The 16,837-nt window shown below is 36.9% G+C and carries 13 protein-coding genes; 3 read left to right on the forward strand and 10 right to left on the reverse strand.

The features are described from left to right. Positions 1-67: 67 nt before the first annotated feature. Together CPS_RS15650 and CPS_RS15655 are read right to left on the reverse strand one after the other, a co-directional pair. A complete protein-coding gene (locus CPS_RS15650) occupies positions 68-1,333 on the reverse strand; it encodes an efflux RND transporter periplasmic adaptor subunit (protein WP_011044267.1) in 1,266 nt (421 codons plus the stop codon). Positions 1,334-1,530: 197 nt separating this feature from the next. Next, positions 1,531-3,669 carry a winged helix-turn-helix domain-containing protein gene (locus tag CPS_RS15655; protein WP_011044268.1) on the reverse strand — a complete coding sequence of 713 codons (2,139 nt, stop codon included), beginning with the start codon at positions 3,667-3,669 and terminating at the stop codon, positions 1,531-1,533. Between the two features lie 281 nt (positions 3,670-3,950). Between CPS_RS15655 and CPS_RS15660 the strand changes: the two genes are divergently transcribed. Beyond that, entirely contained in the window at positions 3,951-4,763 is an 813-nt protein-coding gene (locus CPS_RS15660; protein ID WP_011044269.1) for a type 1 glutamine amidotransferase domain-containing protein, read from the forward strand. Positions 4,764-5,307: 544 nt separating this feature from the next. Here the strand turns inward: CPS_RS15660 and CPS_RS15665 are convergent. After that, positions 5,308-7,224: an alpha/beta hydrolase family protein gene (locus CPS_RS15665; RefSeq protein ID WP_011044271.1), complete on the reverse strand. Its 1,917-nt coding sequence runs from the start codon at positions 7,222-7,224 to the stop codon at positions 5,308-5,310. A gap of 951 nt (positions 7,225-8,175) precedes the next feature. Between CPS_RS15665 and nhaD the strand changes: the two genes are divergently transcribed. Further along, positions 8,176-9,576, forward strand: coding sequence for a sodium:proton antiporter NhaD (nhaD, locus tag CPS_RS15670; RefSeq protein WP_041737099.1), 1,401 nt, complete (start codon positions 8,176-8,178; stop codon positions 9,574-9,576). A 137-nt stretch (positions 9,577-9,713) separates the two neighbouring features. Further along, positions 9,714-10,232, forward strand: a complete 519-nt coding sequence (gene dsbB, locus CPS_RS15675) for a disulfide bond formation protein DsbB (RefSeq protein WP_011044273.1) — start codon at positions 9,714-9,716, stop codon at positions 10,230-10,232. Positions 10,233-10,479: 247 nt separating this feature from the next. On the opposite strand, the gene CPS_RS15680 is transcribed toward dsbB, so the two are convergent. The 7 genes from CPS_RS15680 to CPS_RS15710 form a co-directional block, all read right to left on the reverse strand. Continuing rightward, positions 10,480-11,343: a DMT family transporter gene (locus tag CPS_RS15680; protein ID WP_041737975.1), complete on the reverse strand. Its 864-nt coding sequence runs from the start codon at positions 11,341-11,343 to the stop codon at positions 10,480-10,482. A gap of 58 nt (positions 11,344-11,401) precedes the next feature. Continuing rightward, positions 11,402-11,923, reverse strand: coding sequence for a YcgN family cysteine cluster protein (locus CPS_RS15685; protein WP_011044275.1), 522 nt, complete (start codon positions 11,921-11,923; stop codon positions 11,402-11,404). Between the two features lie 61 nt (positions 11,924-11,984). Beyond that, positions 11,985-13,028, reverse strand: coding sequence for a lytic murein transglycosylase (locus tag CPS_RS15690; RefSeq protein ID WP_011044276.1), 1,044 nt, complete (start codon positions 13,026-13,028; stop codon positions 11,985-11,987). Then, a complete protein-coding gene (locus CPS_RS15695) occupies positions 13,028-13,321 on the reverse strand; it encodes a YcgL domain-containing protein (RefSeq protein WP_011044277.1) in 294 nt (97 codons plus the stop codon). Before CPS_RS15695 ends, CPS_RS15690 begins: the two co-directional genes overlap by 1 nt. Before the next feature lie 262 nt (positions 13,322-13,583). Then, positions 13,584-14,723: a ribonuclease D gene (gene rnd, locus CPS_RS15700; protein ID WP_011044278.1), complete on the reverse strand. Its 1,140-nt coding sequence runs from the start codon at positions 14,721-14,723 to the stop codon at positions 13,584-13,586. Positions 14,724-14,743: 20 nt separating this feature from the next. Then, on the reverse strand, positions 14,744-15,811 hold the full coding sequence (gene rluB / locus CPS_RS15705) for a 23S rRNA pseudouridine(2605) synthase RluB (protein WP_011044279.1): 1,068 nt from the start codon (positions 15,809-15,811) through the stop codon (positions 14,744-14,746). Between the two features lie 374 nt (positions 15,812-16,185). Next, positions 16,186-16,806: an L-threonylcarbamoyladenylate synthase gene (locus CPS_RS15710; protein ID WP_011044280.1), complete on the reverse strand. Its 621-nt coding sequence runs from the start codon at positions 16,804-16,806 to the stop codon at positions 16,186-16,188. Between the last annotated feature and the right edge of the window lie 31 nt (positions 16,807-16,837).

A 16,837-nucleotide genomic window follows, 5' to 3' on the forward strand; every position in this document is an offset into this window, starting at 1 on the left:
GTTTTCGACCGACTTTTGTCGACCGACCATAGTTATTTGATTTTAAAATTCGTTTTTTTATACGTGTTTAGTTACTAAGATTAAGTTGCTGTGCATCAGCAAAGCTGGCGTAGGAAGAAGTGATCACGCGATCACCGGCCAGCAAACCAGAAATAACTTCAATACTTTGTGGGTTTTTTCGACCTAAACGAATAGTGCGCTTACTAGCGGTCGCACCAGAGGGGTCAACTACAAATGCCCAACTTCCAGCACTACTCTGTATAAATCCTCCATTGGCGAGTAGCAGTTTTGACTCACTTGATGACAAGTTAAACTTCATTTGTAAACTTTGACCAAGGCGTAACGTTTGAGCAATTTGTTGGCTTTGTAATTTGAAATCAACTTTAAAGGTGCCGTTATTTATACCGGGATAAACTTTACTAACGATTAACTGATAACTTTTTTGGCCTGATTCAAAAGACGCAATTTGTCCTTTGGCAACACGGCTAACATAAAACTCATCTACTTGTGCACTGACTTTATATTGGTCAATTAAATCCACTTGACCTAACCTTTCGCCATCACGTTTTGACTCACCGACTCTGGCATCTAAAAATGTTAACTGCCCAGCTTTTGGGGCTCGAATAATTAACTTATCTAAACTGGATCGAGAAATAGCGAGGTTGCTTTGTAGTGTTTGGATACTTTGTTCAAGTTGCGCTAATTGTTGGCTTTGTAATATGGCTTCTTTTTCTTGGCTTTCTTTAACTGTTTCTCGATATTTAATTTGAAAAGCTAATTCATCTTCTACTCGTTCAAAAGCTTGTTGTGAAATTATTTTTTTTTCGATTAAGGCTTTATGGCGATTAAAATCTTTTTGTAAACGTAGTACTGAAAAATCGAGTTCAATTACATCTCGCTTAAGCGATAATTGATTTTGTTCTAATGCTAAACGTGTATTGCGCATATTATTGATTTGCTCTGACACTTCAGCTTCTCGTGCTAGAACATTCAGTTGTAAATTAGTATTACTTAATTTGAGAATTGCTTGACCTTGTTTAACCAATGCGCCTTCTTGAACAAAAACTTCCTCAACACGCCCCCCATCAATAGTATCTATAAAAATTGTTTCTTCGGGTTGTACTAAACCACGCAAAGGTAAAAATTCAGTAAACGTTGATTGTTTTACGGTATCTAGGACTAAGTTTTGTTTCTCAACGTTATACGTTTTTCCTGTATCAATACTTGATTTGGCAATGGTAAGTACAGCGGCTGCTATACAAATAGTTAACGTAAATAATAAATAGTTACGGTAGTTGGTTTTTTTTATTTTGTTGCTGATGGGCTTGTCCATAATAACTCCTGCTTAACAATGTGGTGCCAGTGTTAAGCAAATAGCTATTAAAGAAAGGAACAAAGCGGGATAAAGAAGTGATTAGTTTGGAATAAGTTGTGACCATCTAAGTGGTCACAACTTTATTAGCATATAAACAAAGGGTTACATTGTATTTTGTTATGTCATGTAGTTAAGTGCTTGGTGGGTATTACTCGTTAATTACTTTTTGTTTGCATAATATCAGCCACAGATTGTTTCAACTGAGTGAAAATAACACCTTTATCATTTATTTGATAATCAAACGATGTTGGCAATTTTTGCCATGGGGAGATCGACTTATCAGCAAACGAATAGTACTTAAGTTCTTGTATATTATTGTTAACATCAGATAAACAAACTAAGCCATTAGGTGTTAATGTTAAATTCAGCTGGCGGTTTATAAAGCCTGGGTCACAAATTAATCCTGTTGATTGAGGGGTTTGTGTTAAATCATTCAATTTCATCACTTCATTGCTTTCATCGGCTAAAAAGTAAAAGTTCTGATTTTTGTGATCATATAGACCTCCCTGATAACCATTTGGCATGGCTGTGAGTATTTTAGTTGCGATGTTGTACTGCATTAATTGCCAATCATTATTGCGAATAGTCGAGAATAATAAGGTGTGTTGATCCTGCCAACTGATACCGCTAATAGCTCTATTACCTAAAGCCAGTTTATTTACCTCGCCTTTATCTATATCAACAATAACGATTTGATTGTCAGCTAAAACCATAAGTTGACTGTCATCAGGTGAAAATAACAATTGATAGAGTCTCATCGGGGCATTAAAAAATGTTAGCTGTTTACTCGTAGCGACACGCTTATTCTCAGTAGGTAATGGTGCTAAATAAACTTCTGCTGTAGTTGAACGTTTGGAAACAAAAGCATATTGACCACTATTATTAGCAAGCGCAGGCAGATAATCCATTACCGAAGAGTTATCTAAATTCATCGACTGATTGTCTTTATTTGAGTCTTTAAAGTGAATGTCTCGGTTTATTAAATAAGAAACAAACGTAAAATCTTGCTTGTTGTTAATACGCGAAAGTTGTTTGACCCGTGAGGTATTACTGACAACCACTGCTAATTTTTCTCCGGCCAAATTACTTTGCCATAACTCATAAGCTGGGTGAGGAGAAGGATGCACCAGTGTCATATTGTCATGATGCCAAACGACAGCGCCCATCAAGTAAGGTAACTTTGCTCTTAGTTGCAATTTAGCTTGGGCGATATCTAGTGTATAAATACGAGTTTGAGAAGTGAACTCACTATTTAGCATGACTAAGCGTTGACCATCAGGGGAAATATCAAAAGCGTAATTTCCCTGACCACTGGTGATTGGCTGATTAATAATATCTTTTTGTTTATTAAGCAAATCGACACGAAAAATTTGATAACCATTAGCTTTTGATTGTCGGTCGTTAAAGTATAAATACTGGCCATCAGGTGAAAAAACCAAATGAGGCCAACTTTCGCCGCTACATTCTGTAATTTCTTGCCAGTTATCTTTGTTTTTAATTTCTTTTTGTTCAGCTAAAAAAATAATACAAACCTGTTTATGCTGATATAAAAAGGCAATTTTACTCTCTGTTGGCGACCATACTGGGCGAGATAACTTTCCTCTTGGGTGACTGACACTCATTTTGGAATGATCTGACAAGTTTTCAATATTAATATAACTTGGTTTACCCCTGACTACTTTGGTATAGGCAAGTTGACTTAAATCTGGAGAGACATTTGGATGTTGTTCGTCAGCTATCTCTCTCGTTAGTGGCTTTAGCTGCTTAGTGGCAATTATTTCGATATTCTGTTGAATTGAAAAATAAAAGGAAACTGCCACTATTAATAATGTGCAAGAGATCGCAAACAAGGAAAATAACGTTTTTGGTTTTTTGTTTTTAGTGCTATTAACTGAAGAGAAAGAAGTTGTTATCGTATTATTGTTTTCTTTGTTTGTACTTGTTTGCTCAGTCGTATTTTGCTCATTGTATTGGCATTTATCACTGCCATTAAATTCAGTAACCATTCTATAGCCTTTACGCGGCACGGTAATGATAAATTGCGGGCTTTTAGGATCATCTCCTAATGCTTTTCTTACTTTTACTAGGGTACGACTAATGGCATTTTCAGTCACTAACGTACCTGTCCAGACTTCATCCATTAACTCATCTTTGGTTATTATTCTTGCTGGGTTTTTACAAAAGAAGATCAATAAGTCATAAACTTTAGGTGCAAGGATAATGCTTTCACCATCACGGATCAGTAATTGATTCTGAGTATCTATCGTAATGTGATTAAATTCGAGATAACGCAAAGTACATCCTATTAATACTGTAAATTTATTAGTTGTTATATTTTAGCTAGCATCATCATAAAGTATTTAATCAAAATAACTAATGAAAACCTTCAAAAAGAGTCAGCTTTTTTTGAGATGGATTTAATTATAACTATATGATTTTTATGTGAAGTCATAATTAAGTCACAAGTTTTTCCTTATTAAATCCTAACTAATCCTTTTTTGTTCATTTTTTCCAGCTTAATTATCAGTACCTTTGTCATCGAAATATAAACAATGACTGTACAAGAGGATTACTAATGAAAGAATTAAAACAATATAAGTTGATACTAAAAATGCTCCTTCCACTTTGGCTTGTTTTTACTTTTGCCACCAGTTCAAATGCTAAAGGGATAAACGATAATGAGGTTAAGGGTAAGGTGCTGATCATAATTTCGAGTGATCAACATGGCTTTTGGTTGCCTGAAGTTGTTGAACCATATAAATTGTTAGAACAAGCTGAATTTGAAATCGATATTGCTAGTCCTAAAGGAGGTAAGGGAATTGCCAGTGGTAGTTCTCGTCTGTCGGGCAAGGACAGTAACTGGTTTAAGCAATCTTCGTTGCCGGAAAAACTTGAACAGTCAATTGAGCTAAAACAGGTAATATCAAGGCAATATAGAGCGGTATATTTTGCAGGTGGCGCGGGACCTATGTTTGATTTGGTTGAAAACCAAGAAGCACAAAGGGTGACTCGAGAAATATATGAAAATGGCGGTATCATTTCAGCAGATTGTCATGGTCCAGCTGCACTTATTAATGTCAAACTATCTGATGGTTCGCGTCTTATTTCAGGAAGGAAATTAACAGCAAAAGCTAACATCGAAGAGGGACGTTGGGCTAAAAATAACTATCCTTTTTTATTAGAAGATAAAATTGTTTCGCTCGGCGGTATTTATACCTCAGCAGCTAAAGGTAAAGAACATGTAATTGTAGACGGAAGGTTGATCACAGGTCAAAATCCTGCTTCGGCCGCTCCTATGACCAAGGCATTAATCCTGCACTTAACTCCCAAAGAAAAACATCCAGCGTATGAAATTCAAAACTCATTATCTAAGGTGACAGTAATATAAATATTAAGGAGTATATTCGCATAGGTATTGATGGTTCTTTTCTTTGTAGGGCCACAATCTTAGCGTTTATATTTTTGTATTTATCGACAATCAAAATAGTTGACATATCAGGAAAAAACGCTGGATGTTACCGGAGTAAGGCAAGTTAGCTGCCAAGGTTTTATCATTGAACTTCGACATCTGAAAGCTTTAATCTATAGACTGTTTTTGCATATCATCTTTGTAATTTAACATAGCCAATTTACTGTTTGTATAAGTATGATGATGCGCTAAAAGCATATAATCTTTAACAGGAACACTCATGAACGTTAACAGTCTGTTGATAGCGGATGTTCTCCATAGATAAAACATGAGTCTTTAATGATGACTTTCGTCAATGAGTCGTTAAGCCAGAAGCGAACTAAGCTACCATAGCCGTCAGTCAGGAAGTTGTATTGGTATGACTTAAGAGTACGCATTCTAGGGCGAATTTAATATTAGGCAAAGTCAGAACTTGAATCTGACCTTTACCTAAAAATTTTTATACTATGGTGAAGTTCAAAGATTACAATTGTGTTTTGAAAAAGTTTAAGTACTTGTTGGATGCTTCAATACGATTAGCTTTCTTACTAAAACCGTGGCCTTCATCATCAAACACCAAATAATCAACGTAAGTACCACCACTCCTGATGGAATCAACCATTTCATCACTTTCAATTTTTAACACTCTAGGATCATTTTTACCTTGCACAACAAGTACAGGTTTCTTGATTTGATGACCAAAGAAAACCGGAGAAATATTATGCAATCGTTCTTTATCAGTGTTGGGATCGCCTAATTCATCATATAGTGATTTCCTAAATGCTTCCCAGTATGGAGGAATGCTTTCCAGTGTTCGCACCCAATTAGTGACGCCAAATATATTGACTCCTGCTTGAAACTCGTCTGTAAATGCCATCGCCGCCATAGTTAAATATCCGCCATAACTGCCTCCAATAACACCAATTCTGTCTTTATCGACCCAATCCAACGATTGCAAATAATATTTGTTATAAACCACATCCTTTAAATCATGATCACCGTGTTTCTTATCATCTAAGTGAAAGAATGTTTTGCCATAGCCACTCGAACCGCGATTATTTACTTTAAAAATAGCATAGCCATTATTCACTAAATGTTGCACTAAGGCCGAATATCCCTTGCGACTTTGTCCCCCTGGACCACCATGTATAAATACTAAAGCAGGAACCTTGTTGAATTCTGCCTGTTTTGGTTTATACAAAATACCGGGGATATCTAAACCGTCAAAGCTTTTAAAGCGAACAACTTCTCCCTCCACTAAATTATCTTCGAGAATATTAGGGTTTCCTGTGTTGGTTAAACGTTTAACTCCAGTTGAACCTAATTTATGGACATATAAATTAGATGGTGACGTATCTGAATTAATATAAAATACTAGTTGGCTGGCATCGGCAGAAAAGTTAACCCCCCGTAAATCTCCACCTGGCAAGTTCGGTAGAGCTAATCGTAGTCTTGTTTTTAAATCAATGATTTGTAACTTAGTTTGGGCGTCTGCATTGACGCCTATCACTTGGTAGCGACCATTTTCAGAAAAGTAAGTGAACCTGACATCCCAATCAGAAGCATAATTTAGCGATTTATTTTTTGTTTTCAAGTCATAAGCCCAAGCTTGCTTAAACTCACCAAATTCATCTGTTGAATATATCAGCTGTTTGCTGTCGGGCGTAAAAGTATAGGCACTGTGCTCAATATCCCCTTGATGCTCAGTTATTAATACAGTCACAGCATTTTTCTCATTAAGATCAGCAAGGTATAGGTCGGAATCTGCATTAGAATTGGTCTTACTCAACGCTATGTACTGACCATTAGGGCTAATACTTTCTACTGAATATCCGGCATTGTTTTGATAAACGAGTTCCCTTGAATAATCATTGGCCTGATAGAGGTATACATCAAAAAACTTGGGGTCTCTTTCGTTGGAAGCGACAAAGAACTGATTGTCATCTTCGTGCCAACCTACAAAGAAGGCTTTTAGTTTATCTCCAGGAGTTAAGTCAGTCACTTCTCCCGATAATTCCCTCACATACAAATGATCTAATTCATCACCACCTTTATCAGCGGTATAAAGAAATCGATCATCCCGAGGAAACCAACTCTTAACATAAATAGACTCAAGTGTTGAATGGGTTAACTGTATTGGCGGTGAGCCATCAAGAGGCATTTTAAAGGCATTAAATATACCTGTTTCATCATTGCTAATCAGTACAGCACTCGCGTCAGAATTAATTGATGAGCCAAATACCGTGGTTGTTTTGAAAAACTCTTCAGCACTATAGCTCTGAAATAGAGGTTTACTTTCTTCAGTAATCGATTGTTTAACAAATTCTTTTGGTGGTGTTGAACAAGCTAAAAGTAATAATCCTGCGCAAACGGTGACAATTAATGGAGGGAGTTTTATCATGCGTGAATTCCTTTTATAGTTATTATAGCTCTGAGTTATCAACGCTATCAGTGGCGTATTTATTCTCCGGCGTCAGTATAGTGTATAAAAATCAACAGCGTTAAATTAAGTGAATAAAAAACAGACATAATTGAGACTTTCAAACTTTTAAGAGCATGTTCAAATTCATAAGTACCTCTCCCCTTACTTCAGGTGAATTTTATACATTGCGTCAACTCGGCATAAGTAAAAAGTTAACTCGATTAGAGTTCTTATAGTCTGGTCTTGTAATAGACAGAGTTTGTCTACTTAGGTGGAGAATGTCCATTTAGCATGCAAATATGAAACACCAACAGAGAAATTTAACTTGTGTGTTGCATTCACCATTTGAACTCAAGGCACAAAGGGAACCTTAGCACCTATAAATATTAGAGATAAAACCAAACCGATTTTGGGAATTGGTTTTATCCTCACTGATGCCCAAACCTGATCTAAAGTTTAAGGTCACCAAATTGGCCTTAATGTATCGCTTTTCTATCGATGCTTGAAAATATGCATCCCATCTACTTTAGAGTACGAAAGCGCTATAGAAATGTAGGAGGTTCATTCACTTTTTATTCACTTTTCATACTTGAGTACTAAATTTAGCTTGGCGATAGTAAATATCAAGATGAGTGCCTAAAGTGATTATAGGTCTCAACTTAAATGGCAGTCTTTCATGTTGGCTATTTCCTAAGAACTTGAGTTCGAGGAAAGTCAAATGCTTGAGATTCTCCAGATAAGTGGCAATGTCCAAAATGAAAAGAACAGCCTCCCCTAAGCTTGTTATAAATCAAATTGATAGCTGTTATCAACCAAATTAATAGAAATCAACGGCTTTTTTGTGTCATTAAGTACAAAATTTGTTAGACTTCACGCCGAATAATAATCGCTAAATCCGCATATAACTTTACAGTCCATTTAGAGAGTAACATGAAACCACTTGTATACGTTTTACTGGCGTTATCAGCAGTGCTTTTCCCAAGCATGGCTTTTGCATCAGAGGCAGCACATCAGAGTATTGATTTAACTAGTCATTGGATTGGCTATACCGCTATTGCTATTTTTGTTCTAGCTTATACGCTGGTGATTTTAGAAGAACAATTGCATCTAAGAAAATCAAAACCCGTATTACTTGCTGCTGGACTTATTTGGATTTTAATCGCTGCTTATTATGGTTCTAATGGCATGCCTCATGCTGCCGAAGTTGCAATTCGTCATAATTTTCTTGAATATGCTGAACTATTCTTCTTCTTATTAGTTGCCATGACTTACATCAACGCACTTTTAGAGCGTGATGTTTTTAATTCCCTTCGTGACTGGTTAGTACAAAAAGGTTATAGCTATAGAGCTTTATTCTGGATAACTGGTATTTTAGCTTTCTTTATCTCTCCAATTGCAGATAACTTAACAACGGCATTAATTATGTGTGCTGTAGTATTAGCCGTAGGAAAAGATGAGCCTAAATTTATCGCAATGAGTTGTATAAACATTGTGGTAGGCGCAAACGCTGGTGGTGCATTTAGTCCATTTGGCGATATTACTACTTTAATGGTATGGCAAAAAGGTATGGTTCAGTTCTCTGAATTCTTCCACTTATTCTTACCATCCGTTGTGAACTTTGTTATTCCTGCACTTATTATGCAGTTCTTTTTACCTACAGGTAACCCTAGTTCAGAGACAAGTGACGTAACTCCTATCAAAAAAGGTGGTTTAATCATCGTTGGGTTATTTATTTTAACCATTCTTACTGCCGTATCTTTCCATAACTTCCTACATTTACCACCGGTATTTGGCATGATGTTAGGTTTAGGTTACTTAAAGTTCTTTGGTTATTACCTTCGTAGATCTGGTCAAGGTAAAATCAACGATTCAGGTATACCGAGTACTCTTAAACAAGAAGATGAATTTGATATTTTCGATAAAATAGCTAAATCAGAATGGGATACTTTATTCTTCTTTTATGGTGTTATCCTTGCTGTAGGTGGTTTAGGCTTTATTGGTTACCTTGGTATGGCATCAGAGTTTATGTACGGTGAATTAGGCGCAACTAATGCCAACATTTTAGTTGGTCTATTATCTGCTATTGTTGATAACATCCCCGTCATGTTTGCAGTACTAACAATGAACCCTGATATGAATCATACGCAATGGTTATTAGTAACACTTACTGCTGGTGTTGGCGGTAGTTTGTTATCAGTAGGCTCTGCCGCTGGTGTTGCCTTAATGGGACAAGCAAGAGGTCACTATACCTTCTTCAGTCACCTAAAATGGACGCCAGTAATTGCACTAGGTTACGCTGCTAGTATTTATGTACATTTATTAATAAATTAATAATTTGTATCAATTGTTTACATTAATAATGTGAGCTTAAAGCAAAGAAATACTTAATCTGTAATTTCTTCATGCTACCCTTAAAAAGCTTCTAGTTTGCTAGAGGCTTTTTTATTGAACATTTTTGAGGATTTTTTGTGAATTACTTAAGTAATATAACCACTAGTCAAAGGCCATGGTTACTACTGGCACTCGCCGCCTTAGGCTTAGAGCTTTCAGCTTTATATTTCCAATACGTGCTAGGTTTAGCGCCTTGTATCATGTGTGTGTATCAACGGCTTGCTATTTTGGCTATATTTTCCGCTGGTGCTATTGGTGCTATCGGACATCAGAATATCGTTGCCCGAATATTAGCTTATGTTTTGTGGGGAGTTGGCGCAATTTGGGGACTAATTATTGCGTTAGAACATGTTGAAATGCAGAAAAATAGCGGCTCACTCTTCTTTAGTTGTGAATTCATACCTAACTTTCCTACTTGGGCTCCTTTGCATGAGTGGATACCATTCTTATTTGAGGCGACGGGAGATTGTGGTGAAATAAGTTGGCGTTTCTTCAATTACAGCATGCCACAGTGGATGGTCGTTGTTTATGCTTTATTTTCAATAGTATTTAGCATTGTACTCATAAATCGCCTAGTTTGTGCGAAGAAACCATAACGACTAAATAACAATTAACATGAGTAGAGACAGACTATTCTTCATAGCGTGTCTCTACTCATGTGAAGTATGGTATTAAACAAGGTTTATTTAATACCCGTCTCCTTTTACCTAGTGACTTTAGTACTTTCTCCGCAAATACTAAATCAGCCACAATGAACTCAGTTCAAGTAAAGAGTAAACCTTGCTACATCCCCCTTTCATAATAGCTATATTTCTCTACTAATAAGTGATTTAAAAACCCTTACTAACGTCTTCCTCTACTCACTGACCATGTTTCAAAAATAGCAGCACTAACGACCAATAGCCCCCCGATTATAGTTAAGATATCAGGACGTTCATGTAATAGAATGATGGCTAATATACTACCGTACAAAGGCTGTAAACAAGAAATGAGCCCAGCTGTTGTGGCTGATAAAGAACGTAAACTTGAGGCAAATAAGGCGTGCGGAGTGGCAGTAAAAACAACTCCGACTAATAAAAGCAATAACCAATCGCTTTCTGTTACTTGCATTGGTGGCACCTCTACAAAAAGGCACAGCATCAAACAGGCTACCAAGGTTTGATATAGCATGGTATGTGGCCCAGAATAATGAGAAAAATAATTTTTATGCAGAATATTTCGTAATGCAAAAAATACCGCAGAAATAATTCCGGTTACAATGCCTAAAGTAATTTGATTACCAAAACTAATTTCAGGAATTAACAGCACAATGCCAATAATAACCACAAAAGCTGTGATCATATCTTTCATTTTAGGGACTGTTCTATTAAAAAAAGGCTCAATAAAGACGGTTATTACCGGGTAAGTAAAAAAAGCTATCATGCCGACAGTAACCCCTGCCATTTGCATGCCGGTAAAATAAGTGACCCAATGTAAGCCTACCACACAGCCTAATAAAATGGCGATACCGTAATCTTTCATACTTGATAAGGATATTTGTTTTTTTTGCAACGTTAGCAAAATAAACAATGCTAAGGCAGCAATACCCGTTCGATAAACGGTTATATCCAGGGCAGGTAAACCAATGAGTTTAGAAAATAGCGCAGTGCCGCCGAAAAGGAAAACTGCGATATGTAAGTAAAGCAAGCTTTGCTGTTCAGCTTTTATTATAGAGGACGGGTGGGGAGTACTTTTCGTCATAAACGATACGCTATCTAAGTATCAATTAATCAATATCATTCAATGGCCAAATGACAATGTGATCTTCAAAATTTTCAATACTGACTTCATTATCTTTAACTATTTTCCCTCTTACCGACATACCTGCTTTATGCATAGCAGACTTTTTACCTTTATGTAGAAGAGGATGCCATGATGGCATGCCACGCCCTTCTTGCAGGCGACGGTAAGTACAACTAGGCGGCATGAAAAATACCGCATCAATATTCTCTTGTGTTAAACGAACACAATCAGGTACTAACGTTGTCCGTTGCTCATATTTAGAACATTGACAAGATTTTTCATTAAGTAAGTGACAAGCAATATTAGAGTAAAAAATGTGCTCACCTTCTTTTATATGATCGGTCGGCAACAGCTCCGAATCATCATCAGTATCTTCATCATCAATAAACTTGTTTAAGCAACATTTAGCACAGCCATCGCATAATGACTCCCATTCGGGGCGAGTCATTTCCGCTAAGCTTTTAGTTTGCCAAAATGGGTTTTCTTGTGTGTTTTTATCGATCATTTACTACTACTTAATTGACGAATGGATTTACTCATAATTTGCTCATAAAATTTCAAGTACATTACTGAATAGGTGGAAACTTAATACGATCGGATAAATGACCTACTGAACTGACAAAATAATAAGATAAATTCCAGTGCATTAAACTCTTATAATTATCATAAGCAAGGTATGCTCGGCCATTTTCATCATCTGGAAAAACTAACGCCGCTTTAATATCAACATTAGGTAAATTAGTACCATCAGAACGCCTTACGCCTAGTGCTTGCCACTGAGTAAGCGTTCTTTCAGTTTTGGACCACGCCTTTAACCAATTTTTTCGACTGCCAGTATTCTTTGGGATAGCTAAAGTATAGTCAAAGTTTTTTGGTAACTTCACTTGGCGTCCCCAAGTCAGTTCATCATTCCAGCCTTCTTTTTGTAAGTAATTTGCCATAGACGAAAAAATATCGGCTTGGTTTTGCCAAATATCCTTCTTACCATCACCATCACCATCAACTGCGTAGCTTAAAAAAGACGTTGGCATAAATTGATTTTGTCCCATTGCCCCTGCCCATGAGCCCTTCATATTTTTATTAGTAATATGACCTTCATCTAATATAGTTAATGCTGCCATTAATTGTTTTTTGAAGAAGACTTCTCGTCGCCCTTCATAAGCCAATGTCGCTAGGGCAGAAATAACATTATATCCACCAGTGAACTTACCAAAATTAGTTTCAAGTCCCCACAAAGCTACAATAAAACGCGGTTGAACCTGATACTTTTCACCGATCTGGTTTAACAATACTTGATGCTCTTTATACAAAGCCCTGGCTTTATCAACTTTCCACTTTGGCACTCGCTTAGGTAGATAAGTATCAAGTGTTTCAACATTTTCAGGTTGGCTTCTATCCGCTTTTACCGCACGTTCGTGAAACTTTACTTCTGCAAAACTTTCATCAATTAATGCTTTGCTAAACCCTTTCGCTAATGCTTCTGCCTTTAGTTTTATAACATACTCAGCAAACCCCTCTTCTGTAAGCTCCGCTTTAGCAGCCATTGATGAGTTCATCATGCCAATAATTAGAAGCATCGATAGAATGATGCTTTTTATAGTCAAATTCATTAAAGCTCTCCTTGCTCTTTTTCAGCTGCCATAGCCGCTTTATGTTCTTTCAATAAGTCTTCTTGTGGTGGTGGTAACTGTAAATAGAACCCTTTTTCTATTAAGTTTTTTTTCACTTTTTCTAAGTCAGCCATTGCTAATTTATCTTTGGTAGCTAAATTAATTAATGTGACTAAATTTGGTGTACCAAACGTTTTCATCAAACCTTCAGGCACTGACGAAAAGTCATCACGTTTATTAACAAAAAGATAAGTTTGGGCTTTTCTAGCACTTTTATAAATTGCACATAGCATAATGGAGACCTATAGATAATTGAGAAAATAGCGTTGAGTTATCAATATATCATGAGCCATGGGTGAACCCCATAGTGACTCAATGAAATATTGTTAACAAAAATGTAAATTTAGAGAGTGCCTAACATAGAAAACGAAGGTGACATACCTGATCAGCTTGAAGATGCTCGTTTCAGGAAACTTGTGCAAATCATAATCAAGACACATTTTTATGTTAAGGGTTATTCCCTTAAAAACAAATGTAACAATGGATATATGACGGTTATTCGAAACCTTGCTGGGCAAAATCTAACAAGGTTTGACCAAACAACTCGTAACGCCAACCAGTTATGAGATCAACCTTAGCCGAACTATTGCGAGCGTCATTAAGATCAAACTGCCAAGTTAAAAATTGATTGATTTGCTTCTTTGATGCAACATTTTCAATCGCTAAGCCTTGCTGCTCACTTGCCGTAATTAAAAACGTTTTCAACTTTTTAAATATCTGTTTGTAGCCGGGATATTCATCTAACCTATCAATTTTATCTGGATAACTACTTACTTCCGCCTGTTCTGCTTGGCTTAAAACCGCCAACATAGCTTTACCTTTGTGGCGAATATCAAGTGTTTCGACTCCTTCAAGCGTAAGCATGGCGTTTACACTCTCTGGATTGCTTTGTGCTAAGGCCATTAAGGTATGATCTTTTGCAACAAAACCAAGAGGCAAATCACGCTTTTTTGCTTGCTGAAAACGCCAACTTGCTAAGTATTTTAATAAATTTAATTGCTTAGGATTTAATCGCCAGTTCATCTTGATATTAAGGTACATTTCACTTTCAATGATAGGCGTAAACTTTTTGTCTATCATGCTCTGTGTTTCTATCTGAGCATAAGCTAAAAAACCAGCTTGAGTAATTTCAGCTAATAATTTAGGGTAAATATCAAATAAATGATCAACATCTGCACTGGCGTAGTCCAATTGTTTTTCTGTTAATGGCCTTTTTGTCCAATCAGTACGTGATTCCGATTTATCTAATTCGATATCAGTAAAGTGCTTTACCATAGCGGCATAACCTAAAGATAAACCATGACCTAAAAATGACATCATGATCTGACTATCAATTAAATTCACCGGTTTACAATTTCCAGCAGTTAAGAAAACTTCTAAATCCTCTGAACAAGCATGCAGCACTTTAGTGATATTTTCGTTGGTAAGTAACGCCCAAAAAGGTGCTAAATCATCAATTGCAAGAGGATCAATAAGTGCTAATTGCTCTCCATCGCATACCTGAAGTAATCCTAATTTAGCATACAGAGTACGTGTACGAACAAACTCAGTATCTATGGCTAACACTTTAGCTTTAACTAGTTGCTCGCATAAATTATTTAAGCTTTTCTGATCTTCAATCAATTGATAATGCATATTTTTTATTTCTACTACGGCTACTTATGGCGGCGACGAGTACTTTGCTGATGACGTTGCTGATGCTTTTTAACTGAACGACGAATTCGACGACTTTTAGCATTGTCCATCGCCTTCTCATCAACTTTAACTTTACTTTCTGCTTCAGGTGTTAAGTTAACTAATTGACGATAATAGTTCACTTCTTTTAACGCCAATTCACGCCAACCACCCATAGGTAATTGTCGCTGCATTTCCATATCACCGTAACGCACTCGAATAAGACGGCTTACTTGTACATCTTGGCTTTCCCATAAACGACGAACTTCTCGGTTACGTCCTTCAGATAAGACAACATGGAACCAATGGTTTCGACCTTCTCCGCCACGGTAAGTAATTTTTTGAAAACGTGCCATACCATCTTCTAATTTAACACCTGCACGTAACGTTTGTAACATAGCTTCGTTGATTTCACCAAAGACACGTACTGCATATTCACGCTCTACTTTCTGTGACGGATGCATTAATCGGTTAGCTAATTCACCATCAGTGGTAAACAACAACATACCGGAAGTATTAATATCCAAACGACCGACAGCAACCCAACGACCCGCGTCAAGAGGAGGAAGACGATCAAAAACGGTTGGTCTTCCTTCAGGATCTTTACGTGTACACATTTCACCTTCTGGCTTGTTATACACAAGTACGCGACAGATATCTTCATCTTGGGCAGTAAGTTTAACGTGATGTCCATCAAGGCGAATTTGTTCGGTACCTGTGATTCGATCACCTAGAAAAGCGACTTTACCGTCAATACTGACACGACCTTCACTTATCATGGTTTCCATTTCACGGCGAGAGCCTTTACCAGCACGAGCTAATACTTTTTGTACTTTCTCTGAGTCTGAATGCGTTGCTTTTTGAAACTCAACCTTCACTGCCTTTTCAGGCTCTTTTTTATGCTGACCTTTTTTAGCTGCGCCCTTCTTTGCGACATCTTGCTTGGTCATGCCTTTTTTAGCAGTGCCTTTTTTCTCAGTACCACGCGTGCCATATTTTTTATCTAAGGCTTCGTCTTTTCTCGCTTGTTTTTTCTTGTCAACCGTCATTATCTTTTACTCTGTTACGTCAGTAGCAGCTCCCTTGAAGCTAACTTCTGGCTCATTGTTCAGGCTCAATTACCTTATATACCCGTAATTATTCAAAATACTCGATTCAGAGTACTTGAGCTATTTCAGTTTTAGGCGTGTCAATTAAATTAAGGTTATTCCCTATTTCTTTGACGCAACAATAAAATGACATTGCTCAAGCGCTTCTACGATGGGGCTAAAAACGATTTATACGTCGTTATTGATTTTGAGAATGGAACAACCATTTCCTACAATCAATGTCTTGCCTAAATCGTTTTTTTCTCCCACTGAAACATGCATTTTGAATGGTCACGGGTATAAAAGTGCATGTTTCACTTGCACTTTACTTCAGCTTATTGAAATGGAGTAGGATCACCCTCTCCCACGCGTATTATCTCAATACTGTCATTAGAAAAATCAATCACAGTGGTAGGGTGCTCCCCTAAATAACCACCATTGACGATAAGGTCAACTTGATGTTCTAACAAATCTCGAATTTGTTCAGGATCATACTCAGCCATTTCTTGGCCAGGCATAATTAAACTGGTAGACATTATAGGCTCTGCAAGTTCAGTCAACAAGGCTTGTGCAATAGTATTATCAGGCACTCTTATGCCTATTGTTTTCTTTTTAGGGTTTAACAGTCGCTTAGGGACTTCTTTACTACCTTTAAAGATAAAGGTGTAAGCGCCCGGAGTATTACTTTTTAGTAATCGATAAGCTGTGTTATCTACCCGTGTATATTCTGATATTTGTGATAGATCTTGGCAAACTAAGGTAAAGTTATGATCTTTATCTATGTCTCTAATGCGACAGATACGCTCTAATGCTTTTTTATCACCTAAGTGACAACCTAATGCGTAGCCTGAATCTGTAGGGTAAACAATGACCCCGCCTTGCTTAATAATATCTGCCGCTTGCTTCATTAAACGACCTTGCGGATTATCAGGGTGTACATAAAAAAACTGACTCATGAGACTTTCCTTTCTTTAAAACTTTTTGATT

The sequence above is a fragment of the Colwellia psychrerythraea 34H genome (assembly GCF_000012325.1).
Lineage (GTDB): Bacteria > Pseudomonadota > Gammaproteobacteria > Enterobacterales > Alteromonadaceae > Colwellia > Colwellia psychrerythraea_A.

Excerpts from the sequence above, each read along its gene's own strand:
- CPS_RS15650 (WP_011044267.1), bottom strand. The coding sequence starts at position 1,333 with ATGGACAAGCCCATCAGCAACAAAATAAAAAAAACCAACTACCGTAAC.
- CPS_RS15660 (WP_011044269.1), top strand. The coding sequence starts at position 3,951 with ATGAAAGAATTAAAACAATATAAGTTGATACTAAAAATGCTCCTTCCA.
- CPS_RS15665 (WP_011044271.1), bottom strand. The coding sequence starts at position 7,224 with ATGATAAAACTCCCTCCATTAATTGTCACCGTTTGCGCAGGATTATTA.
- nhaD (WP_041737099.1), top strand. The coding sequence starts at position 8,176 with ATGAAACCACTTGTATACGTTTTACTGGCGTTATCAGCAGTGCTTTTC.
- CPS_RS15685 (WP_011044275.1), bottom strand. The coding sequence starts at position 11,923 with ATGATCGATAAAAACACACAAGAAAACCCATTTTGGCAAACTAAAAGC.
- CPS_RS15690 (WP_011044276.1), bottom strand. The coding sequence starts at position 13,028 with ATGAATTTGACTATAAAAAGCATCATTCTATCGATGCTTCTAATTATT.
- CPS_RS15695 (WP_011044277.1), bottom strand. The coding sequence starts at position 13,321 with ATGCTATGTGCAATTTATAAAAGTGCTAGAAAAGCCCAAACTTATCTT.
- rnd (WP_011044278.1), bottom strand. The coding sequence starts at position 14,723 with ATGCATTATCAATTGATTGAAGATCAGAAAAGCTTAAATAATTTATGC.
- rluB (WP_011044279.1), bottom strand. The coding sequence starts at position 15,811 with ATGACGGTTGACAAGAAAAAACAAGCGAGAAAAGACGAAGCCTTAGAT.
- CPS_RS15710 (WP_011044280.1), bottom strand. The coding sequence starts at position 16,806 with ATGAGTCAGTTTTTTTATGTACACCCTGATAATCCGCAAGGTCGTTTA.